We start from the raw sequence: 23716 nt of genomic DNA, 5'->3' as shown, positions 1-23716 counted from the left end.
TAAATATTATTTAGTAGGTTAATTTCTATCTTTTTTCTCATAGAAACGTCTGATTTGGAAGACTGATTTATTTTATATGGTTAAATCTTTGTAGCTGATTCATTGGAATATTTTTCAATGCTTCACAAAGTCTTGGATCCCATTCTATTTTAGGAATGAAAGTACGAGTTGAAAGTGTTGTGTCTATCTTTCCTTCAAATTCTGTTACTAAATATAGGTTCATCTTTAGGAAAATATTTTCAGAATTAAAGCACTTGTTTTCATGACATTCTACCTCAGGTACATATACTGTCGGTATGGGACCACCGTACTTTCCGTATATAGCCATAGTAGAATATAGAGTATAATTATCCATCTTCTCATCATATATGGATCCATCTTTTAAGTATTCTCCGTATATTAAGTCGGAAGTAGTAAAACTATTGCCACCGAATCCATTGTATTTTCTACCTAAATTTCCAAATGTATAAAACGTTGGTATCTGAGGCGCATTGACTTCGTGATTCCAATATCGCACTAAATCTATATTAACCCATTGAGACTTTATGTGCGGTACTAATTCTGGATTTATTATTAAGTTATAATCAAATTTAGATATACCTCTCAATTTATAAGTGTACTCTTTAAATGTTGCATCTTGAGGGTCTGGGATGTAATCAGCACGTGGGTCTAAATAAATTATAGGTTGTTCTGTAATATTCCATGTCCCCACTTCGCCTACATAGTCCTTGTTAAAGTTTGCCCTTACAGATTTTGCAGGACTATTGGAGTTGAAAGTTAAACTTCCATTTACAGTTAAATTCCCTTTAGTAGTAAATTCTATATCCTTTGTAGAGGTGGTCTGCCTGTTGAATGAGGCAGTGAGCTTACTAAATATTTTGTTGACACCATATTTAATTAAACCGCCAGCTATTGAAGAAATTAATCCACGCGTGTCCGTCTTTTTAAAGATACTGTCTTCTATATATTCCTCTGCTACTTTGCCAAACATCGAAGATAGGTTTGATGTCAATCCTGATAATGGATTATTGGAACTGTGTGTCAATATTGTCCCATTAGAATAGTTATAGCTATCACCGAAAAGGTTTACATTAGTGGTATTCATACAATGGCTGAGTATTTCCATTTTCAGTTCAGATGTGACATTAGGACAATATGCTAATTGCATTTGGAATCCATTCCATCCAACTGAGATTGACTTAGTATTTGATGATACAGCATTACTACATCCCCAATTCTTTATCCGACTAACGTTTTGCGGAATAGAAATTTCTCCTAAATGATTCATCCACTCTTTTTCTTGGTTGAATGATACCTCCCATGCTCCATTATTGTTGGCAAATAGATTATTTGTTTGATAATAAAATACTTTCAACATACCTGTACGCTGGTTGTACAAAACCATATATCTTAAAGGTTCATCAACCATTTCTATTGTATGGAAGAGGAATTTCCATCCATCTTCTTTTTTTATATCATAAGCAAAATCATAAGGTAGATTAGCATCTGTATATCCATTCTTAATCCAGGGAAGTTTTATTCTCTCATTTAAGACTGGGACATATTCCATATTTTCCCAATCTGTCTCGAATGAATTGCTACGGGTTAATGCTTTGAAGAATTTAGAAGACGGATATACAATGCCGTCACAATTCTCCATTTGCTGTTTCTCCGGTGCTTCTATTTCATTATGACAACTCGTTAAACAAATTGCCAATAATCCTAATAATACCTTGTAGTTCATGGTTTTTTATTTAAGTTAGACAAATAAAAATATTTTCGATAAAAGCACTTTCGCAATCTTTCTTATTTGAGCGCTACAATATATGCATAAATAGTGTAGTAAGCAAATGAAACTAAATAATTCTAAGCATGTTTTATATGGCACAAAGAAAGTCGGGATAACATGTTGGGATTATCCATCGTAACTGTCATTTCGGGGACTCTTTTAATACCTGGTTTGCCCAATGCCTGAATGATGGTGCGGTTTATGTGCCCCGTGCCGGATGCAGGCTGAAAAGATGCGGGATGTTAATGGTAAAAGTATGAAGTATGGCTTATGAATTTTCTGATTGTCCGGCACAATCTCTGTTCGCAGTGCGCGAACGGATAAACGCGGCTTGCGGATGCATATCCGCAGTGTGCGGACAAGTATCCGTGAACTGCGTACAGACCTTTATCTGCTTTCTTCTGTATATATTCTATGGAATATCTGTTTTAGCTTCTCTGTATCCGCAATAATTTTCTGCAATTCTTTCAGTCGTTCAGCATTCTTCCCGTCGGGGAACCAGAGTTTCAGATATCCTCCGGGGGCATACTTCTCCATGAGATGTTTATAGAAACGCTGGTAGTGCCACTCCTCGTCGGCAGTAGGATTTTGTTTCAGTCCGTATTGCACGGTGCGGCGCAGGGTGATGTCAGTGTCTATTATCCGGTCGGCTTCGGCCACGATGCGCCCGTAGATGCTGCGCGGCTCGTGGTCGGTGGAGGCACGGTGATCTTCTACGGCTTCCTTCATAAGCAGAAGTTCTTCCTCTGTGAACCATTGGTGCAGGTTGCTGTCTGCCATCAGTATTTCTCCCGAAAGGATGTGATGCGTGGCACGTTCGCGGCAAAGCCCCGTATCATGATAGGCGGCGATGGCATATACTAAACGTTCGTCCGCTTCGGGATGCCGGCGGGCCAGGGCGAGGCTTTCTTCAATCACGGTGTGCACGTGCGAGAGGTTATGGGCTTTGTCAAATTCTTTGTAGCGGGGAATAATCTCGGTTTCTATGTAAATAAGGAGCGTTTCGGGTATCATGATTGTTCTTTTATGGAGGCAAAGATATATCTTTATTTTTTCAGGTTCTATCCTGTTCCTTCTTTTTTTTACTACTTTTGCGCAACAGCATCCCTGTGGAGCGTTGTATTGTATCGGAATGTCTTGAAGGAGGAAGTCTCTGATAAGCAATAAAACTTCAAGAGGCGGAATGCATCACGTATTCCGCCTCTCGAAGTTTTTAAAGAAAAAGTTGTTGTTATTGTTAGATTGTAAATTGATTCTTTAAGAGAAAAATGCACCGAAGCAGATTACATGCTGGGATTATCCATCGTAACTGTCATTTCGGGAACCAATACGTATTCTCCTTTTTTGTTGCTCCACTTGTAATAGGTAGTGGTAACCGATTTGCCTTGATAAGCATAGCGGATGCACATATCGTTGTGCCATATACCTCTGTCCGCATCCCATTTCATAGCTTCGCTTTCTGTCATGCGTTTCTGGTCGTCATATTTATAATTATACTTCATATAGTTGGCAAGAGTATTACCGTCCATTTTATATACGGTTTGTCCTACCATCACCCCATTCACTTCTTCTGAATTGTAAATGAGATTGCTTTTGTTGTCAGCATATGTACTTAATCCGCAAACTAAGAGGAGTGCTGAAACAATCATTGTTTTTAAAGATACTTTTGTTTTCATGATTATATTCTTTTTGGTTATTGATTTGCTATTTGCTGTCATAATGCTCTTAAATCCGCTGCAAAGGTATGCATTTAATTGACATAAAATCTTATATGGAATTAAAATATATCAAAATGTCATATTATGGAGTTAGGGAATGTTTTCATTTTGGCAAGATAGATGAACAAAAAAATATCCGGCAGAGAACTTGCCGGATATTCTGGTGAGCAAACTGTATTTTAAAAGTTTACTTCTGTTGCTTTCTGATTGTAAGTTAAATAACGTTATTGCTTGGATTAATGTGCTTCCAACCAGTTCTTTCCCCATCCACAATCGGCTTTCAGGGGTACGTGCATGCTATATGCATGCTCCATCTCTTCGATTACAATTTTTTGTACAATCTCCTTTTCCGAAGCCGGAACACTGAAATTCAGCTCATCGTGGACCTGTAAAATCATCTTTGCTTTCAGATTGTTACTTACGAAGCGGCGGTGGATATGTGCCATGGCTACTTTTATGATGTCGGCGGCACTTCCCTGTATAGGTGCGTTGATGGCATTGCGTTCGGCATAGCCACGTACCACAGCGTTGCGCGAGTTGATATCCGGCAAGAAGCGCTTGCGGTGGAAGATGGTTTCCACATAGCCGTTTTCACGGGCTATCCGGATGCTTCTGTCCATATATTCCTTGACTTGCGGATAGGTTTCAAAGTATCCGTCAATCAGTTCTTTGGCTTCCTGACGGGAAACATTCATGCGTTCTGCCAAGCCGAATACAGAAATCCCGTATATAATGCCGAAGTTGGCGGTTTTCGCTTTGCGCCGCATGTCGGCTGTCACGTCGCTGATGTCTGTCTTATATATCTTGGCGGCGGTGGCGGCATGGATGTCGTATCCGCTACGAAAGGCATCTATCATGTTCCGGTCTTCGCTGAGGTGTGCCATGATGCGCAGTTCGATCTGCGAATAGTCGGCGGAGAAGAATTCACAGCCGTCATCCGGAATGAAAGCTTTGCGTATTTCCTTGCCATCTTCATCACGGATGGGAATATTCTGCAGGTTGGGATTGCTGGAACTGAGTCGTCCCGTAGCGGTGACTGCTTGGTTGAATGAGGTGTGGATATGTCCTGTGCGTGGGTTGATCAGTTGTGGAAGGGAGTCGATGTAGGTACTCAACAATTTCTTCAGCCCACGGTATTCCAGTATCTTCCCGATTATCCCGTGTTTGCCACGCAAACTCTCAAGCACCTCTTCGGAAGTGACGTACTGTCCGGTCTTGGTTTTCTTGGCTTTTTCTACAATTCTCAGTTTGTCAAAAAGTATTTCACCGACTTGTTTGGGTGAAGCGATATTGAAGGTTTCATCTGCCAATGCATAGATTTCTTTTTCTATTTCCTGCAGGCGAATCGTGAAGTGTTCTGATGATTGTTTAAGGGCTTCCGTATCAAGGCGTACTCCATTGGACTCTATATTGACAAGCACTGGGACAAGGGGCATCTCTATTTCATGGAACAAATGTTCGCCTCCTTGTTCCTTCAGTTCTTTTTCGAGAATGTTTTTCAGTTTCAGAGTGACATCTGCGTCTTCGCAGGCATAACGGTAAACTTCTTCGGGCGAAAGGTCACGCATGTTTTTCTGGTTTTTTCCCCGCGGACCTATAAGCTCATCAATGTGGATGGTTTGGTAATGGAGATAGATTTCCGCCAGGTAGTCCATATTGTGACGAAGTTCGGGCTGAAGTACGTAATGAGCAAGCATTGTGTCGAAAAGAGGTCCTTTTACTTGTATTTCGTAATTTTGGAGAACAATCATGTCATATTTGATATTTTGCCCGACTTTCAGTGATTTCTCATTTTCGTAGAGTGGACGAAGCTCATTTACTATTTTTAAGGCTTCTTCACGAATGGGAGGAACAGGTACATAATATGCCTGGTTTTCGGCATCACTGAAGCTCATACCCACTAATTCTGCCTCCATTGGTTCTGTTCCGGTGGTTTCCGTGTCTATTGATAAAATTTCGGATGTAATTAACTTTTGAATAAAATCCTTTCTTTTTTTCTCTGTATCAATAAGTTGATAGTCTGTATCCAGCAATTCTAAACGCGTCAGATTTGAATTTTTAGAGCTGTCTGCCCCGTCGTCCGCAAAATTTGCAAACAAATTGCCTTGAACCGGACCGCTTTTTTCATCAGCATTGGTTTTCGGTTGTGCTGCAAACAAAGTTCCGGCATATAGGTCGGGGCTGGCAGATGGAGTTGAGGAGGAGGGTAGGGGAGAATTCCCTTTTTTCAATACCCGATCCAGAAGTGTGCGAAATTCCAATTCCTCAAAAATCTTGCGTAGCTCGTCTTCATTTGCTTCTTCACGAACAAGCGCTTTCATATCGAGTGTGATGGGTACATCGACTTTGATGGTTGCAAGAAATTTAGAAAAGGTTATCATTTCCCGGTTGTTCTCTACTTTTATTTTAAGAGCGCCTTTCAGTCGGTCAGTGTGTTCCAGTAAGTTTTCAATACTTCCGAATTCGGCTATCAGTTTTTGTGCGGTTTTCTCTCCTACACCCGGGCAGCCGGGAATGTTGTCGGAAGCATCTCCCATCAGTCCTAACATGTCGATGACTTGTGCCGTGGACCGGATATCGAATTTTGCTTTTACTTCTTCCACGCCCATCACTTCAAAACCGCCGGTATGTTTGGGACGGTACATAAATACATTATCGGCTACCAGTTGACCGTAATCCTTGTCGGGTGTCATCATATAAGTGGTGATACCACGTTTTCCTGCTTCGGTGGCAAGAGTGCCTATTACGTCGTCGGCCTCATAGCCGGGTACTTCCAGGATGGGGATGCGGTAAGCGCGTATGATGTCCTTTATGATGGGTACGGACAGGCGGATGGCTTCAGGGGTTTCCTCTCGTTGTGCCTTGTATTGTTCATATGCTTCATGGCGGAATGTGGGTCCGGAAGGATCGAAGGCAACGCCGATGTGTGAAGGATTCTCTTTTTTGAGCACTTCTTCAAGTGTATTGACGAATCCCAGGATGGCTGAAGTATTGAATCCTTTGGAATTGATTCTCGGGTTTTTGATGAACGCATAATAGGCCCGATATATCAGCGCATAGGCATCGAGCAGAAAGAGTTTATCGGTTGAATTCATAGATTTATCCTTTTTTTCATGGTAAAAGTACAAAAAAATACCGTATTAACCGTTTTATTACTATTTTTGTAGGCAAATAGCGATGCATGGATAACTCATCACTTATAAAAACTCCGATTTCTGTGGAATTGGAGGACTTCAAAAAACTATTTGATAGTTCCCTTTCCAGTTCCAATCTTTTGTTGAATAGTGTTATTGCGCATATCCGGCAAAAGAATGGGAAGATGATGCGCCCTATGTTGGTGCTTCTGGCAGCAAAACTTTATGGTGAAATCTGCCCTGCAACCCTTCACGCGGCAGTTGCATTGGAACTGTTGCACAATGCCAGCCTTGTACACGATGATGTGGTGGATGAAAGTACCGAACGGAGAGGGCAGCTCTCTGTAAATGCTATCTTCAATAATAAGGTGGCGGTATTGTCCGGTGATTATCTTTTGGCGACGGCCTTAGTGCAGGTGGGGCTGACGCGTAACCATGCTATTATAGATATCGTTTCCTGTCTGGGGCAGGATTTGGCAGAAGGGGAGCTTCTTCAACTGTCCAATGTCAGCAATCTCCAGTTTTCTGAAGATATTTATTTTGATGTCATACGTAAGAAGACTGCTGTCTTGTTTGCGGCTTGCACCAAAGCCGGTGCTCTTTCGGTGGGGGCTGACGGCGAAAGGGCTGAATTTGCCCGTTTGTTTGGTGAGTACATCGGTCTTTGCTTCCAGATAAAAGATGATATATTCGATTATTTTGAAAGCAGGGAGATAGGCAAGCCTACCGGCAATGATATGCTGGAAGGGAAGTTGACGCTTCCGGTGCTCTATGCACTTAACTCTACGGGAGATGAAACAGCCGGTGAGATTGCCGTCAAAGTAAAGAATGGAGATGCCACGGCCGATGAAATAGCCTTTCTGATTGAATTTACAAAGCGGCATGGGGGCATTGAATATGCTTCGCAAATGATGTATGCTTATAGGGAAAAGGCGTTACTGCTTTTGGCTTCCATGCCTGATACAGATGTAAGAACTGCTCTTGCTGCTTATTTGGATTATGTAGTGGAACGGGAAAAATAACCGGCTAAAAAAATATGGTTCTCAAGAATAAAGCCTGATAAGAACGATCTCTTGTCAGGCTTCTTTTTTGTTTGTTGCAATATTGCTTTTAGAAGAATTTCATTTCTTTTCCCTTAATTTCTGAAAGCAGCAAGTTGGCAAGGCGGCTGGTTCCTAAGCGGAACAGTTCATTGTTCAGCCATTCTTCACCAAGCACCTCTTTGACGATGGTATAATATATCAGTGCATCGTTTACGCAATTAATGCCTCCGGCAGGTTTGAATCCCACTTTATTGCCTGTCAGTGTATGGTATTCTTTTATCGCCTGGCACATCACATAAGCAGCTTCCGGAGTGGCAGCGGGTTGTTGTTTTCCTGTAGAAGTCTTGATAAAATCAGCGCCCGAATACATGGATAGGATAGAGGCTTTTTTGATGTTAGAGGCACTTTTCAAGGCTCCTGTTTCAAGAATTACTTTCAGATGGTGCTCTTTGCAGGTTTCTTTGAGTTCCTGTATCTCTTCACACATTGTCTCATAGTCTCCTGCCAGGAATTTACCTATTGAGATGACAATGTCAATTTCGTCCGCACCTTCCATGATTGCCATGGCTGTTTCAGCCACCTTTACCTCAATAAAGGTCTGTGAGGATGGGAAACCTGCCGATACGCAGGCTATGTTTACATCCTCCACTTCCAGCGTGTCTTTCACGATTTCGGCAAAGTTGGGATATACACAGATGGCCGCCACGTTCTTCAAGTCGGGGAACTCTTCATCGAATTGGTTTACCTTTTGTGTAAACTTCATTACGCTTTCATCATTGTCCGTACTGCTCAGTGTAGTGAGGTCAATGCAATTGAACAAGAATTTCTTTACGTCGGGCGTATTGTTGGCAGAAACTTTTTCTGCGATGATTTTAGCTACTTGTGCTGCGATATCGGCATCGTCCAACTGGGTGTTGTACTTTGCCAAGGCAGCATCATACTTGCTTTGGGTAGGTTCATTTTTCTCCATAATCTTTCAATTTCGGGTTGTTGATATGTCTTGTCCGGTCCCGTTTGGTTTTCTTCTCCAGATTGCGCGTGAAAGCCTCGGTCACGTTGACTCCGGTCTGGTTGGCAATGCAGAGAAGTACCCACAGAACGTCTGCAATTTCATCATCGAGATTGTCTTTTTCTCCTTCTTTGAAGGATTGGTCACCATATTTGCGTGACATGATACGAGCCAGTTCTCCTACTTCCTCAGTAAGAACTGCCATGTTGGTGAGCTCGCTGAAATAGCGTACTCCGTATTCCTTGATCCAGGAATCCACTTTTTTCTGCGCTTCTTCTAACGTCATCATTCCTTGTTTTTTGTATCCATGCAGATGGTCACAGGACCATCGTTTAGTAATTCTACTTTCATGTCGGCCCCAAACTCTCCAGTGCTTATTTCTTTGCCCGATGCGTTGCTTAATTCTTTGCAGAAGAGTTCGTACAACGGAACTGATATTTCCGGTTTTGCAGCTCTTATGTAAGAGGGGCGGTTACCTTTCTTAGTGGAGGCATGCAGGGTAAATTGGCTGATAACCAGTATTTCACCATCTACTTCAAGAATGGATTTGTTCATTACTCCGTTTTCATCATCGAAAACACGGAGATTGACAATCTTCTTGCACAGCCAGTCTATGTCTTCCTTTCCGTCGGTTTCTTCGATTCCTACCAATATCATAAAGCCTTTTCCGATAGCTGCTTTACAGGTTCCGTTGATGGTTACGGAGGCGTGTCCGGTACGCTGTATAACTACTCTCATGCTGTTCGTTTTCTTTTTAATGGACAAAGTTACAAATAAATTTGGTTCATCCGAAAAATGGAGTGATAAAGTACAGCAAAAAGATACCGCTGAAGTACCTGACTGAGATGCTCTAAGATCTGATCGGATAATGTTATGTACCCTGTTCCATCATCTTAAATTTCGGGTGAGCCATAAATTCATTGTCTTGCGGGATTGATTTGTCCGGTATTGGTCTCTGCAAAATAGCTCCGGATGATATTGGCTTTTGCTTCTCCTGTAATGGAGGTTAATTCTTCGAACGATGCTTCTTTTATGCGTTTTACGCTCTTGAATTCTTTGAGCAGTGCGGCTTTGGTTTTCTCTCCTATACCTTTTATTTCGTCCAAAGCAGAGGCTGTTTGCCGTTTGCTGCGCTTGTCGCGATGGAAGGCGATGGCAAATCGGTGCACTTCATCCTGTATCTGCGCCAGCAACCTGAAAAGAGGGGTGTTTTGTTTCAGTCCGATGGTTTGTGGCGGAAAGCCGTATAATAGTTCTGAGGTGCGATGTTTGCCGTCCTTGGCAAGACCGGCGATGGGGATGTTTAGGCAGAGTTCGTCAATGACCTCTTTTACGGCGCTCATCTGCCCCTTTCCTCCATCGGTGATAAGAAGATCGGGCAGGGGTGTTTTTTCTTCCACAGCACGCTGATAACGCCGCTTTACAACCTCTTTCATGGACGCATAATCATCCGGCCCTTCTACTGTCTTGATATTATACTTCCGATAATCTTTCTTGGACGGCTTTCCTTTGATGAATACGACACAGGCAGCTACTGCATCCGAACCTTGGATGTTCGAGTTGTCAAAGCATTCTATCTGCATCGGAAGGCGCTCAAGGTGCAGTTCCTGTTGGATTTCTTTTAGAAGGCGCACGGCTCTTTGTTCTGGATTCAGTTTTTCCGCTTGTTTCAGGCGGTCGGCTTTGTATTGTTTCACATTCAGGATGGAAAGCTCCAGCAGTTTCTTTTTATCTCCTCGTTGCGGTATGGTGAATACTACGTCTTTCAACTCCATATCAATCTCAAACGGTACGATGATTTCGCGGGAAAGGCTTTTGTACCTTTCGCGCATCTCGATAATACCTAATGAAAGCAGTTCTTCTTTACTTTCGTTCAGTCTTTTTTTGTACTCGAAGGTGAATGCCTGGTTGATGGCTCCGTTTGTGATATGCAGATAATTGATGAAGGCAGACTTTTCGTCGTTGTCTTCTTCGATGGAGAATACATCGATGTTGTGCAGTACATTGCTTACCACTTCTGATTTGCAACGGTAATTTTCTATGAGCAGATATCTTTCTTTGACTTTTTGTGCTTCTTCATATTTCATGTCGGCAGCAAGATCCTGCATTTGCTGGAAAAGCATCCTTTCTATATCCTGAGTATTCCCTTTGAGAATTTCTTTGATTTCAGCGATGTTTTTCAGATAGTCTTCCTGGGTCTGTTTGCCTATACAGGGGCCTGCACAGTTCTTGATGTGGTATTCCAGACATACATTGAACTTTCCTGCCCGTATATTTTCCGGGGAAAGGTTCAGGGTGCAGGTGCGCAAGGGATATAGATGCTTGATGAGGTCCAATACGGCATACATGGAAGGAATATGGCTGTAAGGGCCGTAATATGACGAGCCGTTACGGATTATTTTCCGGGTTTTGAAGACGCGTGGAAAATATTCGTTCTGCACACAGATGGAAGGATAGGTCTTGTCGTCTTTCAGCAAAACGTTGTACCGGGGTTTGTATTTCTTGATAAGGTTGTTTTCAAGCAATAGGGCGTCTTCCTCTGAATTGACCACAATGTAGCGTATGTCGGCTATCTTGCTTACCAATACTCTGGTTTTGCCCGGCTCATGTTCCCGGTTGAAGTAGGAGGAAACCCTGCGTTTCAGATTTTTTGCTTTGCCTACGTATATGATGACTCCCTCGGCATTCAGATATTGATAAATGCCGGGGTTTTCGGGCAGGTTGGAAACGATCCCTTTCAGATAATCATTGGTCTTGAGTTCTTCCATAAGAAAGTGAAGCGAGTGTTTATAGCGACAACACGGATTCCACTTCGACGTTTTTGCTGAATACATCTTTTCCGTGGAGATCTTTTAGCTCGATGATGAAGTTGACATAAACCTTTTTGGGACTCATCTGCTCCACCAGCTTGCAGGCGGCTTTCATAGTGCCTCCTGTTGCCAAAAGGTCATCGTGCAATAAAATGACGTCATTTTCGTTGATCGCATCTTTGTGCATCTGCACAGTGTCTTTGCCATATTCTTTATCGTAGCTTTCTTCTATTGTTTCGGCAGGCAGTTTCCCCGGCTTGCGGATTGGAATAAAGCCGGCTCCTAATCTGGTCGCAAGAATGGGGCCCATAATAAATCCTCTGGATTCTATGCCTACTACTTTGGTTATGCCTTTGTCCTTATACATTTCGTATAATGTGTCTGACAGTTCTTGCAATGCAGCCGGATCTTTAAATAAAGTAGTTACATCGTAAAACAGGATTCCCGGTATGGGAAAGTCGGGGATTTCCCGAATGCTCTTGATGAGTGTTTCTTTGCTCATAATCAGTTTATTTAATATATTTATTGAATTGTTTGTTTCACGTGGAACTTTGCCTCTTATCGCCCGCAAAGTACCAATAACACGTTGACGTCACTCGGAGATATTCCCGGAATACGGCTTGCTTGGGCTATTGTTTCCGGATCTATCTTTGTCAGCTTTTGTCTGGCTTCTGTAGAAAGAGATTGGATTGAATTATAGTCAAACTTTCCTTTTATCTTTATGCTTTCCAGTCTTGCCAGTTTGTCCGCAATGATTCGTTCGCGTCCTATATATCCTTCGTACTTTATGAGAATCTCCGCAGCTTCGATGATTTCTTCTTTTCTGTCGTTTACTTTATCCAATTCACGCTTGAGGGCACTGACGTGTACAGCCATATTATCAATTGTAATTTGTGGACGGTTTATCAAATCTATCAGTTTGCATCCTTGCCGAAGGGGAGTAGTGCCAAGCTGTTCCAGTATCGGATTGATTAATGTTGGTTTCATCGAATAATCACGTGCAAAGTTTATAATGTGACTGACGGCCTCACGCTTCTGTCTTAGTAACTCATAGCGATCTTCCTTGACAAGTCCCAATTTCCATGCCTTTTCGGTAAGTCGCATATCTGCGTCATCCATACGGAGAAGGATGCGATACTCGGCACGTGAAGTAAACATACGATAAGGCTCATCCACTCCTTTAGTTACCAAATCGTCGATTAAAACACCGATATATGCTTCATCGCGTGCCAGGGTAAACGGCTCTCCGCCATGACAGTTGATGTGCGCATTGATGCCGGCAATGATACCTTGTCCGGCAGCTTCTTCGTAGCCGGTGGTTCCGTTTACTTGTCCGGCAAAGAACAGATTTTTGATTTTCTTCGTTTCCAGCGTATGTTTCAACTGGGTGGGGTCAAAGTAGTCGTACTCTATGGCATAGCCGGGACGGTAGATGATCAGATCTTTGAATGCCGGTATCTTTTTCAATGCTGCAATCTGTATGTCCATCGGAAGTGAGGAGGAAAAGCCGTTCAGATAAAGTTCTTGTGTGGTTTCACCTTCCGGTTCCAGAAATAGTTGATGTTGCGGCTTGTCGGGGAAAGTCACGATTTTGGTTTCTATGCTTGGGCAATAGCGTGGTCCTATGCTTTGAATTTGTCCGTTGAAAAGGGGAGAATCCGGCAATCCTTCCCGCAAGATGTGATGTGTCTCTTCGTTGGTGAAGCAGGTCCAGCAGGGAAGCTGTTTCAGATGGCGGACTCCGGTATTCATGAAAGAGAATTTATGGAAGTCATTTTCGCCGTCCTGAATGTCCATCAGCTCGTAATGCACACTTCGTCCGTCAATCCGTACAGGCGTGCCTGTTTTCATACGTCCGTAAGTGATGCCGTGCTTTGCAATGGATTCAGTCAGTTCATATGATGCGGGTTCGGCCATGCGTCCGCCGGGAAGCATGGTGCGACCTACGTGCATCAGCCCGTTGAGGAAAGTTCCTGCGGTAAGCACAATGCATTTAGCATGGAAGGTAACTCCCCAGAAGGTGACCAGCCCTACAACTTCTCCGTTTTCAACGAGAATTTCACGTACGGTATCTTGCCAGATATGCAGGTTCGGCGTGTTTTCCAATATTTCTCGCCAAGCCCAGATAAACTTATTGCGGTCGCATTGTGCACGCGGGCTCCACATGGCAGGACCCTTGGAACGGTTCAATATGCGAAACTGGATGGCAGTCCGGTCTGTTACCAGTCCCATATAGCCCCCCAATGCATCTATTTCGCGTACTATTTGCCCTTTGGCGATGCCTCCTACTGCGGGATTGCAACTCATCTGCCCGATCTTGTTCATATCCATTGTGATGAGACAAGTCTTTGAACCCATGTTTGCGGCAGCGGCAGCAGCTTCACATCCAGCGTGTCCGGCTCCGATTACAATAACGTCATATTTAAAATCCATTCGTTCAGTGTAGTTTTAAAACCGCACAAAGTTACGAAAAAGTTGCGGTTCTTCATGCTCAGTTCATCGAATGCATCTATATTTCAACTTTTATTATATGGATGATTCTTTAATTTTTTATACTCTTTAGTCTGAAATCATTCTCTGCATTCTATGATGTATATCTTTAAGCTTCTGCAATAACATGCATTTCAACCAGAGAACAACAATTCTGAAAGCAGTATCTTGAAGTGGTATTGCTTTTATTTAACGACGGGAATATCTGCCTAAAAGAGAGCAAAACATTGCCTTAAAACTGTTCTTGCCATATATAAGATGTCTCTTTGTATAAGGCGTTGCTCCGCAACAGTGAGTTCTATTAATTAGCAGTGGTATTTCAATCTTTCTCTTCTTGAGAGGAGAACCCGAAGGGGAAGGTGGTAGGTGAAGCAAGTACTTTTTGTTTGATTGTGTGGAAATTGAGGAGAAAAGATTGTAGATGAGAGGTAGGAAAAGTAAAAAACAACCTACATTTGCCTATGCTTTTTTATATAATTAATGTCCTGATAGTAAATATATTATAAAAATTTAGTAAGGCGTACTCGAAACATATAAACAATGAAATCCGGTAATCATTGCCAATAAGCAACATTTCATCTCTGTATAAGCCTTTATAACTACTTTCCAATAAAAAAATGCTAAGAAGAAAGTATATACGTTCTATTTATTGGTTCAATATTTCTATTAAATTTTTTCGGATCGGCCTATCTTTGCTTCAGTTGAAACTAATAATATGATAGTACCATGAGACGAATTTTCCTCTTATCGTCATTCTTGACGTTGTTTGTAATCGGTAGCTCGGCACAATGGAAGCCGGTAGGTGATAAAATCAAAACAGAATGGGCATCCCGGATAGACGTGATCAATGTACTTCCCGAGTACCCCCGGCCTATCATGGAACGGAGTGATTGGAAGAACTTGAACGGATTATGGAACTATGCTATTATCGATAAAGGAAAACGCATTCCGCCCCGGTTTGATGGGGAGATTTTAGTTCCTTTTGCTGTGGAGTCCTCTTTGTCGGGAGTAGGAAAGCGTGTGAACGAAAACCAGGAACTGGTTTATCAACGGACTTTTGAGGTTCCTTCAGCCTGGAAAGGGAAACAGGTCTTGTTGCATTTCGGGGCTGTGGACTGGAAAACCGACGTTTGGGTGAATGGAGTCAAAGTGGGTAGCCATACTGGCGGGTTCACTCCGTTTTCTTTTGACATAACGGAGGCCTTATCGGTTAAAGGAACTAATAATCTGGTTGTAAAAGTCTGGGATCCTACAGATAAAGGACCTCAGCCGCGAGGCAAGCAAATCAGCAAACCACATGGCATCTGGTATACGCCTGTAAGTGGTATCTGGCAAACAGTATGGCTGGAACCTGTGGCGGGCAAGCATATCGAACATCTGCGCATTACACCCGATATTGACAATAACCTGTTGATTGTGAAGGCTGAGCTTAGTACGGACGCGCTTTCTGGTCTTGTCGAGGTAGGTGTTTATGACGGTGACCACTTGGTGGCTATCGGAAAAAGTGTGAATGCAGAAGCTGTGGAAATAGCCATGCCGGAAGACTCTAAACTATGGAGTCCTGAATCCCCTTTCCTTTATACGCTGAAAGTAGTTTTGAAAAATGACGGTAAGGTGGTGGACAAAGTGGATAGTTACGCGGCTATGCGTAAGTATTCTACTCGCCGTGACACAGATGGAATTGTACGTTTGGAACTGAATAATAAGCCGTTGTTTCAGTTCGGTCCGCTGGATCAGGGATGGTGGCCTGACGGACTGTACACTGCCCCTACGGATGAGGCTTTACTGTATGATGTGCAAAAGACGAAAGAGTTCGGTTTTAATATGATTCGCAAGCATATAAAGGTAGAGCCGGCACGTTGGTATATGCATTGCGACAGACTTGGAATCATTGTATGGCAAGACATGCCGAGTGGCGACCATAGCCCCGAATGGCAGAGCCGCAAATACTTTGACGGCATTGAGATGAAGCGTTCTGCCGAGTCTGAGGCTTATTACCGCAAGGAATGGAAAGAAATAATGGACTGTCTTTATTCTTATCCCTGCATTGGCACATGGGTTCCATTCAATGAGGCTTGGGGGCAGTTCAAGACCTCGGAGATAGCCGAATGGACCAAGCAGCATGATCCGACACGTCTGGTGAATCCAGCAAGTGGAGGCAATCACTATACTTGTGGTGACATGCTTGACCTTCATAACTATCCGGAGCCGGAAATGTACCTGTATGATGCCCAGCGTGTGACGGTCTTGGGCGAATATGGCGGCATCGGCCTTGTGCTGAAAGAACACCTTTGGGAGCCAAACCGCAATTGGGGATATATTCAGTTCAATTCGTCCAAAGAGGCGACGGATGAGTATGTGAAGTATGCCGATATGCTGTACAAGTTGATAGACAAGGGTTTATCGGCGGCTGTCTATACACAGACCACGGACGTGGAAGTGGAAGTGAACGGCTTGATGACCTACGACCGCAAAGTCATAAAATTGGATAAGCAGCGTGTTAAAGATGTGAATACGCGCATCTGTAATGCATTGAAATAGCTATTTTAGTCCACAACTGTATAACAAGGCAAGGCTTATGAAACGGACGATGCTGAAGTTTTTTTTCTGTCTGTGCATCCTGCCGGTATTGCCGGTCTGTGCGCAGAATACTGTTCACTACTATTTCAGAACGATGGATGTCCGGAACGGACTGTCTCAGAACACTGTATATCAGATTCTGCAAGACAGGAAAGGCTTTATGTGGTTCGGCACGAAAGACGGACTGAACCGTTATGACGGCTTGTCTTTTCGTGTGTATAAGAAGGAGAATTCCGGTTTGGGTAAGAACTTTATAACGGCGCTTTATGAAGACCACGAAGGGAATATCTGGATAGGAACCGATGGAGGTATCTTTATCTATAATCCGGTATTGGATTCTTTTACTGCTTTCAATTTGGTAAGTGACCAGGGAACAGTGATTCGTGATTTCGTGACCATGATCGGAAGCGACGAACACTACAATATCTGGATGTCGGTAGAGAATCAGGGATTGTTCTGCTACGAATACGATAAAAAAAAGTTACGCAACTATCTTCATGATTCGGGACTGCCCAATGTCACCCGTTTCTGGATGAATGGGGACACTTGTTGGCTGGCTCTGTATGCCGATAACCTTTATTGTGCCAAGGCTGACTTCGAGGCTCCCTTGCAACCTTTCAAGGATGTGGACGGGAACGAAGTATTTAAAGGAGATATTATCAACTGGCAAGTCAACGGACCGCACAATTGTGTTTATGTAGCCTCGCTCAACGGACTGACCGAAATAAACTTTACCACGGGTAAGACACGCAGGCTTTTAGATACCTATTGTCGCTCCTTGCAGTTTCGATCGGACGATGAATTGTGGGCAGGTACGGAGTTGGGGTTGTATATATACAATCTGACGAGTGGCAAAGTGACTCATCTGACGGTTCCCGGACAGGATGACTCCTATGCCTTGTCGGATAATGCCATTTATTCGCTTTGCTGTGACAAGGAGAATGGTGTATGGATAGGTTCGTACTTTGGCGGCGTGAACTATTACCCGTATCAGTGGACTTATTTTGAGAAATTCTATCCGAGAGATGATCTCAGGCAGTTTGGCCGCAGGGTGCGCGAGATATGCCAGAGCAATGACGGCACACTGTGGATAGGCACAGAGGATAAAGGCTTGTTTAATTTTGACCCGGCAAGCGGGAAGCTGGAACCGTTCGAACATTCTGCCATCTACAAGAATGTGCATGGCCTTTGTCTGGATGGAGACGATTTGTGGGTGGGTACTTTCTCCGGCGGACTAAACCGGGTAAATCTGCGTACCAAGCAAGTGAAGCATTATTCTAAAGGCGAAGCCGACAATTCGATGATGGCCAATGATGTTTTTACGATTTGCCGAACCACTACGGGCGATGTATGGATAGGTACTACCTCTGGCTTGTTGAAGTACAATCGTTCTTCTGATGACTTTACCCGTATTCCGCAGTTGAGGAATATGTTTACTTACAATATCCTGGAAGATTTCAATGGCAATCTGTGGTTTGCGACTTTCTCCAATGGCGTGTTTTGCTATAATGTCCGCACCCGGCAATGGAAAAACTACCTTTCCGATGAACATGACCCTACTTCTCTTTCCTACAATAAGGTAATCAGTATCTATGAAGATAGCAAGAAGCGGTTATGGTTTATGACGCTCGGTGAAGGCTTTTGCCGCTATAATCCGGAGGCGGATAACTTTACCCGTTATGATATGCTAAAAGGTTTTCCAAGCAATACTGTCTATAAAATGGTAGAAGATAAGAAGGGGAATCTGTGGATTACGACGAACCATGGACTTGTCTGCTTCAATCCGGATACGGGAAGCAAGCATGTCTATACCACTGCTAACGGGCTGTTGAGCAATCAATTCAATTTTCAGTCGGGATATTGTGACAGCCGGGGGCGCATTTATTTGGGCAGTATCAACGGCTTTATCATCTTCGACCCGGAGACTTTTGTCGAGAACACTTTTCTCCCTCCGGTAGCTATTACCGATTTTTATTTATTCAATAAGCCGCTGACAGTGAGTAGTCCTGATTCCCCATTGAAAAAAAGCATCACTTATTCGGATGAAATAGAGCTGGATGCCGACCAGAATTCTTTCTCTCTTCAGGTTGCAGCTTTGAGCTATCAGGCTCCCGAAATGAATCGGTTGGAATATAAACTGGAAGATTTTGATCGCGAATGGTATGGAGTAGGGAAGAATTCCATCATCAACTACTCTAATCTGCCATACGGAAGTTATAAATTGCGTATTAGAGGTTCCAACAGTGACGGGAAGTGGAACGAAGAAGAGCGCGTGCTTTTTATACGCATCCATCCTCCTTTTTATCTGTCTGCATCTGCTTATGCTGTTTATATAGTGTTGGCTTTGTGCTCGCTGCTTGCTTTTGTTCTCTATTTCAGAAAGAGAACCCAACGGAAGCACCAGCAGACCATCGAGAAGTTTGAACGGGAGAAGGAACGAGAACTTTATACGGCCAAGATAGACTTCTTTACGAATGTGGCGCATGAAATACGTACGCCACTTACACTGATAAAGAGCCCACTTGAGAATGTCCTGACGTCCAAGTCTGTTTCTGAAGAGATTAGAGATGATCTTGAGATCATGGATTTGAATACAAACCGTCTGCTCGATTTGGTTAACCAGTTGCTTGATTTCCGGAAAACGGAAACACAAGGATTCCAACTGAACTTTGTGGAGTGTGATGTGGTGGATATACTGCATAAAACGTACAAGCGCTTTAGGCCTTTGGCGCGGCAGAAAGAGTTGGAACTGACTATCGATTCTCCCGAAAGCCTGTATGCTTCGGTGGATAGGGAAGGTTTGACCAAGATTATCAGCAATCTGTTGACCAACGCTATTAAATATTCCGATACATACATCCGCATCAAGTTGTTTGCCGAAGGGGAGAGACTGTTCTTTTCGGTATGTAATGACGGAATTGTGGTTCCGGCGGAACTGCGCGAGGAGATATTCAAACCGTTTATCCAATACAAAGCCGGTATGTTGAGCTCCGTACCGGGTACGGGCATCGGACTGGCGCTGGCGCGTTCGCTTGCCGAACTCCATGAAGGGACTTTGTGTATGGAGAATTCTATGAGGAATAACTGCTTCGTATTGTCGATTCCGGTGAAGCATGTACAAACGGTGGCTATCGGACAGAAAAAGCCGATGGTGGCTGAAGAATCTGCTGAAAAGAGGGAGGTGGAAGCTGTTATAAATCAATGCCGTTACACTCTCCTGGTGGTGGAGGATAGTCTGGAAATGCAGGCGTTTGTTGTCAAGCAACTATCGTCGGAGTATCAGGTGCTGACAGCCATGAATGGGGTTGAGGCTATGAATATTTTGGAGGAACATACGGTAAACCTTATTATTTCGGATATTATGATGCCCGAAATGGACGGATTAGAATTGTGTGAACGTCTGAAATCGGAACTTGACTATAGCCATATCCCTATCATATTGCTGACGGCAAAGACCACTCTTCAAGCAAAAATAGAAGGTATGAAGTTGGGTGCGGATGTTTATATCGAGAAACCGTTCTCGGTAGAGTATTTAAGGGTATGTGTTTCTAATTTATTGAGCAATAGAGAGAAGTTGCGTGTTTCTTTTGCCCATTCTCCTTTTGTGCAGACCCATAGCATAGCAATGACGAAGGCGGATGAGGCTTTCCTCAAAATGCTGAATGAAGTAGTGCTTGAGAACCTACAGAATCCGGACTTCTGCCTGGATGATATGGCAGGTTTGCTGAATATGAGCCGTTCCAGCTTGAACCGGAAGATAAAAGGAGTATTGGATATGACGCCGAACGATTACATCCGTCTGGAGCGTTTGAAGAAGGCTGCATTATTGCTGAAAGAAGGAGAATACAAAGTAAATGAGGTTTGTTACATGACAGGATTTAATACTCCCTCTTATTTTACTAAATGTTTTCAGAAGCAATTTGGTATTTTGCCTAAGGATTTTGTGAAATAATATACTGATTGAATCATGAAAATAGAACAATCGTGTCAAACGCTTCTTAAGCATGTTTCAGAGGTGTTTTTTGAATATATAATTGTATAGATTGAAGCGATATTGCTATCTGTTTTGGCTTTATGCAGATATATTTGCATTCGAAAAGGTTAACCGATTTATCGTTTCAAAATCTAATTCTATAAAAAATGATCAAGAAAATCTTATTCTTATTCTTTGTTGTATTTGCAGCTACCGCTTATTCACAGGATGTGATTATCACCGGTACGGTAACAGATACGAATCATGAGCCTCTAACAGGTGTGAATGTAGTAGTGAAAGGTTCTACTACGGGTGCTATTACCGATCTCAACGGTAGTTTCTCTGTGAACGGAAAGAAAGGAAGTACGCTCGTTTTTTCCTATATTGGTATGCTTACCCATGAGGTTGTTTTTAAAGGATCTGCCTTGCATGTCATAATGCAGGATGATGCAAAAGCGTTGGAAGAGGTGGTGGTCATCGGTTATCAGACTGTGAAAAAATCAGACTTGACCGGTGCAGTTGCTGTGGTAGATACGAAGGAAATGAAGAAAAGCGCTGCCGGAACGTTGGTCAGCCAGATGCAAGGTTTGGCGACTGGCGTCAATGTACGTAGTACGGGTAGGGCCGGTGAAGATGCTTCCATTCAGATTCGTGGTGTCGGTTCTTTGAGCAACAATTCTCCGTTGTGGGTGGTTGATGGTATGATTACTGATCCGGGAGTTGATTTTAATCCTGCGGATGTAGAGTCTATCCAGGTTTTGAAAGATGCTTCTGCTGCTGCCATTTACGGATCGCGCGCTGCTAACGGTGTGATTATCGTTACTACCAAAAAAGGGGCAAAAGGTCCTATGAAAGTAAATGTTAGCGTGAAGGAAACATTGGAATGGAGTCCGAAATATGATTTGATGAATGCGGCAGAATACATAAAGTATAATGATATTGCTTACAATGAAGCCATTAAGGATGGTATTGCCAGTGTAACAACTACTCAGAAACATTCAGAGTATGATACCAACTGGCAGGATGCTATTCTGAAAACAGCTTTGGTGCAAGATTACAATGTATCGCTCTCCGGTGGTGGTGACTCGGGTAGCTACTTCTTGTCAGCCGGTTATTATAACAACGATGGCGTTTCATACGGAAATACTTTCGACCGTTACAGTTTTCGTGTTAATACACAAGGAAAGAAGGGCTGGTTCTCTTTCGGTGAGAATCTGGCTTATTCACTCACGAACACTGACCCGAACCAGACAAATACTTACAATGACTTCTTGCGTATGATGCCTACCATTCCTATTTACGATGAAAATAATCCGGGTGGATATGGCTATGGTGATGCTGCCAAATACAATACTTTCGGCGTGAACCCAATTGCACGCGAAAATTTGGAATATCGTCATTACCGTCAGAATCGTTTGAATGGTTCTTTATGGTTGGAGGTGAAACCATTCAGCTTCCTTTCTTATAAACTCAATGGCGGTATCGACCTCTATTTCTACGAGAATTCTTGGTTCCGTGGTGAAGGTAACTGGACTCAAAATCAGGAACATCGTGATCCGGAAGGACAAAAGGCGCGTGATAACACGTACAATATGTTGATAGAGCATACATTGAATTTCAACAAAGATTTTGGTAAGCACCACGTGGACGCTGTAGTAGGTACTACTTATCAGCACCATGAATGGGAAGGACTTTGGGCTTCTCGTCTGAACTTCCCGATGATGGGTGACGGGGATTACTTCACCGTATTGAATGCTGGGCAAAGCAACCAGCAGAATACGAATAGCATTAGTGAAAATGCGATGATTTCTTATTTGGGACGTGTAAATTATATCTATGACGATAAATACTATCTGACCGGAACTTTTCGTCGTGACGGTACTTCCCGTTTATCTAAGGAAAACCGTTGGGGTAACTTCCCTTCCGTATCTGCTGCTTGGAGAATATCAAATGAAGAATTCTTTGATGTACCTTGGATTAGTGATTTGAAGATCAGAGGTAACTGGGGGCGTTTGGGTAATGCTTCCATTGGTGATTGGGATTACATCGGAACGATCAATCAAAGTATTGTAACAGTATTTGGCGGAACTATTGTTCCGGGTTCTACTCAAGTGAAGTTGGTAAATACAGGGCTTATTTGGGAAACTAAAGAAACTGTGAATGTAGGTTTTGATGCCAGCTTCCTTAATCAACGTTTGTCTGTCAGCGCCGAATATTATAATTCAAAAACAAAAGATGTGCTGACTGAGATGCCGATTGCTATTTCTGCAGGCAATCAGGGAGGTTCACCTAAAGCAAATGCGGCCAGTTTGCGTAACCGGGGATTTGAAATGAGTATTGGATGGAAGGATCAATTCTCGGATTTTAAGTATGGTGCATTACTGAATGTGACTACGTTGAGTAATAAAGTTTTGGATTTGGGATATGGAAAGCCTTTTATTGATTCAGGTCAGGCCAGAACAGAAAAAGGCAGATCGTTATCAGAGTTCTTCTTGTATAAGACTGACGGTATTTTCAAAACACAAGAACAGATTGATAATTATGTAACTTCTGAAGGCAAGCCTATCTTAATCAATGGAAAACGTCCGCAGTTAGGTGATGTGAAATATATTGATAAAGATGATAATGGACAGATTACTGCTGATGATCGTCAGTATTGTGGCAGTCCGTGGGCTAAGGTGCAATTATCACTCGTTTTGAATGCAGAATGGAGAAATTTTGATTTCAGCATGATGTGGAACGGACAGTTTGGCAATAAGATTTATAATGTTGCTCAATGGCAAGGTCGATTGTTCTCAGATAATTCTAACTACATTCGTTTTAAGAAAGGTGAAGAACCCTATCAGGTAAATCCAAACTCCAATACACCGCGTATCATCTATGGTGACCAACGTAACTCTATGGATGCAGACCGCTTCTTGGAAAACGGTTCTTACTTCCGTATGAAAAATATCTCTATCGGATATAATTTCAAACAAAAGTGGTTGACTAATCTGGGCATAGAAAAGTTACGTTTGTACGCTACCGGTAGCAATTTGATTACGATAACCGGATATTCCGGTCTTGATCCTGACTTTGTGAATACGAATATCTGGAATAGTGGAACAGATAGCTTTGCGTATCCAAATACCCGTTCTGTGATGTTTGGTTTGGATTTGACCTTTTAACTT

Annotated in this window: 14 protein-coding genes; 4 read left to right on the top strand and 10 right to left on the bottom strand. The window is 42.9% G+C overall.

The window, feature by feature from the left end; all coding sequences use genetic code 11:
• Positions 1–67: 67 nt before the first annotated feature.
• The 4 genes from BACHE_RS03385 to polA form a co-directional block, all read right to left on the bottom strand.
• Positions 68–1744 (bottom strand): hypothetical protein, encoded by a 1677-nt coding sequence (locus BACHE_RS03385; RefSeq protein ID WP_013546305.1) that lies wholly within the window; start codon positions 1742–1744, stop codon positions 68–70.
• Positions 1745–2176: 432 nt separating this feature from the next.
• Positions 2177–2803, bottom strand: a complete 627-nt coding sequence (locus BACHE_RS03380) for an HD domain-containing protein (protein WP_013546304.1) — start codon at positions 2801–2803, stop codon at positions 2177–2179.
• A 269-nt stretch (positions 2804–3072) separates the two neighbouring features.
• Positions 3073–3465 (bottom strand): DUF3836 domain-containing protein, encoded by a 393-nt coding sequence (locus tag BACHE_RS03375; protein ID WP_013546303.1) that lies wholly within the window; start codon positions 3463–3465, stop codon positions 3073–3075.
• A 278-nt stretch (positions 3466–3743) separates the two neighbouring features.
• Positions 3744–6602: a DNA polymerase I gene (polA, locus tag BACHE_RS03370; protein WP_013546301.1), complete on the bottom strand. Its 2859-nt coding sequence runs from the start codon at positions 6600–6602 to the stop codon at positions 3744–3746.
• An 86-nt stretch (positions 6603–6688) separates the two neighbouring features.
• On the opposite strand from polA, the gene BACHE_RS03365 reads away from it, so the two are divergent.
• Entirely contained in the window at positions 6689–7663 is a 975-nt protein-coding gene (locus BACHE_RS03365; protein ID WP_041579160.1) for a polyprenyl synthetase family protein, read from the top strand.
• Between the two features lie 88 nt (positions 7664–7751).
• Here the strand turns inward: BACHE_RS03365 and deoC are convergent, their stop codons facing one another.
• The 6 genes from deoC to mnmG all read right to left on the bottom strand — a co-directional run bounded on the left by deoC (position 7752) and on the right by mnmG (position 13936).
• Positions 7752–8654 (bottom strand): deoxyribose-phosphate aldolase, encoded by a 903-nt coding sequence (deoC, locus tag BACHE_RS03360; RefSeq protein ID WP_013546299.1) that lies wholly within the window; start codon positions 8652–8654, stop codon positions 7752–7754.
• Positions 8641–8979 (bottom strand): nucleotide pyrophosphohydrolase, encoded by a 339-nt coding sequence (locus tag BACHE_RS03355; RefSeq protein WP_041579159.1) that lies wholly within the window; start codon positions 8977–8979, stop codon positions 8641–8643. Before BACHE_RS03355 ends, deoC begins: the two co-directional genes overlap by 14 nt.
• A complete protein-coding gene (dtd, locus tag BACHE_RS03350) occupies positions 8979–9431 on the bottom strand; it encodes a D-aminoacyl-tRNA deacylase (RefSeq protein ID WP_013546297.1) in 453 nt (150 codons plus the stop codon). Before dtd ends, BACHE_RS03355 begins: the two co-directional genes overlap by 1 nt.
• Positions 9432–9610: 179 nt before the next feature.
• Positions 9611–11461: an excinuclease ABC subunit UvrC gene (gene uvrC / locus BACHE_RS03345; RefSeq protein WP_013546296.1), complete on the bottom strand. Its 1851-nt coding sequence runs from the start codon at positions 11459–11461 to the stop codon at positions 9611–9613.
• A 19-nt stretch (positions 11462–11480) separates the two neighbouring features.
• Positions 11481–12005: an adenine phosphoribosyltransferase gene (locus BACHE_RS03340; protein ID WP_013546295.1), complete on the bottom strand. Its 525-nt coding sequence runs from the start codon at positions 12003–12005 to the stop codon at positions 11481–11483.
• A gap of 56 nt (positions 12006–12061) precedes the next feature.
• Positions 12062–13936, bottom strand: a complete 1875-nt coding sequence (gene mnmG, locus BACHE_RS03335; RefSeq protein ID WP_013546294.1) for a tRNA uridine-5-carboxymethylaminomethyl(34) synthesis enzyme MnmG — start codon at positions 13934–13936, stop codon at positions 12062–12064.
• A gap of 783 nt (positions 13937–14719) precedes the next feature.
• Between mnmG and BACHE_RS03330 the strand changes: the two genes are divergently transcribed.
• The 3 genes from BACHE_RS03330 (at position 14720) to BACHE_RS03320 (ending at position 23713) form a co-directional block, all read left to right on the top strand.
• Positions 14720–16534 carry a glycoside hydrolase family 2 protein gene (locus BACHE_RS03330; RefSeq protein WP_013546293.1) on the top strand — a complete coding sequence of 605 codons (1815 nt, stop codon included), beginning with the start codon at positions 14720–14722 and terminating at the stop codon, positions 16532–16534.
• Between the two features lie 37 nt (positions 16535–16571).
• On the top strand, positions 16572–20525 hold the full coding sequence (locus tag BACHE_RS03325) for a hybrid sensor histidine kinase/response regulator transcription factor (protein WP_013546292.1): 3954 nt from the start codon (positions 16572–16574) through the stop codon (positions 20523–20525).
• A 188-nt stretch (positions 20526–20713) separates the two neighbouring features.
• A complete protein-coding gene (locus BACHE_RS03320) occupies positions 20714–23713 on the top strand; it encodes a SusC/RagA family TonB-linked outer membrane protein (protein ID WP_013546291.1) in 3000 nt (999 codons plus the stop codon).
• The last annotated feature ends 3 nt before the right edge of the window (positions 23714–23716 follow it).

It is taken from the genome of Bacteroides helcogenes P 36-108 (assembly GCF_000186225.1).
Classification (GTDB): Bacteria; Bacteroidota; Bacteroidia; order Bacteroidales; family Bacteroidaceae; genus Bacteroides; species Bacteroides helcogenes.
This window is presented reverse-complemented; position numbering and strand designations above follow the sequence as displayed.

Coding starts and splice junctions, on each gene's coding strand:
- BACHE_RS03320 (WP_013546291.1), top strand. CDS start 20,714: ATGATCAAGAAAATCTTATTCTTATTCTTTGTTGTATTTGCAGCTACC.
- BACHE_RS03325 (WP_013546292.1), top strand. CDS start 16,572: ATGAAACGGACGATGCTGAAGTTTTTTTTCTGTCTGTGCATCCTGCCG.
- BACHE_RS03385 (WP_013546305.1), bottom strand. CDS start 1,744: ATGAACTACAAGGTATTATTAGGATTATTGGCAATTTGTTTAACGAGT.
- polA (WP_013546301.1), bottom strand. CDS start 6,602: ATGAATTCAACCGATAAACTCTTTCTGCTCGATGCCTATGCGCTGATA.
- BACHE_RS03380 (WP_013546304.1), bottom strand. CDS start 2,803: ATGATACCCGAAACGCTCCTTATTTACATAGAAACCGAGATTATTCCC.
- dtd (WP_013546297.1), bottom strand. CDS start 9,431: ATGAGAGTAGTTATACAGCGTACCGGACACGCCTCCGTAACCATCAAC.
- BACHE_RS03340 (WP_013546295.1), bottom strand. CDS start 12,005: ATGAGCAAAGAAACACTCATCAAGAGCATTCGGGAAATCCCCGACTTT.
- mnmG (WP_013546294.1), bottom strand. CDS start 13,936: ATGGATTTTAAATATGACGTTATTGTAATCGGAGCCGGACACGCTGGA.
- BACHE_RS03365 (WP_041579160.1), top strand. CDS start 6,689: ATGGATAACTCATCACTTATAAAAACTCCGATTTCTGTGGAATTGGAG.
- BACHE_RS03330 (WP_013546293.1), top strand. CDS start 14,720: ATGAGACGAATTTTCCTCTTATCGTCATTCTTGACGTTGTTTGTAATC.
- uvrC (WP_013546296.1), bottom strand. CDS start 11,461: ATGGAAGAACTCAAGACCAATGATTATCTGAAAGGGATCGTTTCCAAC.
- deoC (WP_013546299.1), bottom strand. CDS start 8,654: ATGGAGAAAAATGAACCTACCCAAAGCAAGTATGATGCTGCCTTGGCA.
- BACHE_RS03375 (WP_013546303.1), bottom strand. CDS start 3,465: ATGAAAACAAAAGTATCTTTAAAAACAATGATTGTTTCAGCACTCCTC.
- BACHE_RS03355 (WP_041579159.1), bottom strand. CDS start 8,979: ATGACGTTAGAAGAAGCGCAGAAAAAAGTGGATTCCTGGATCAAGGAA.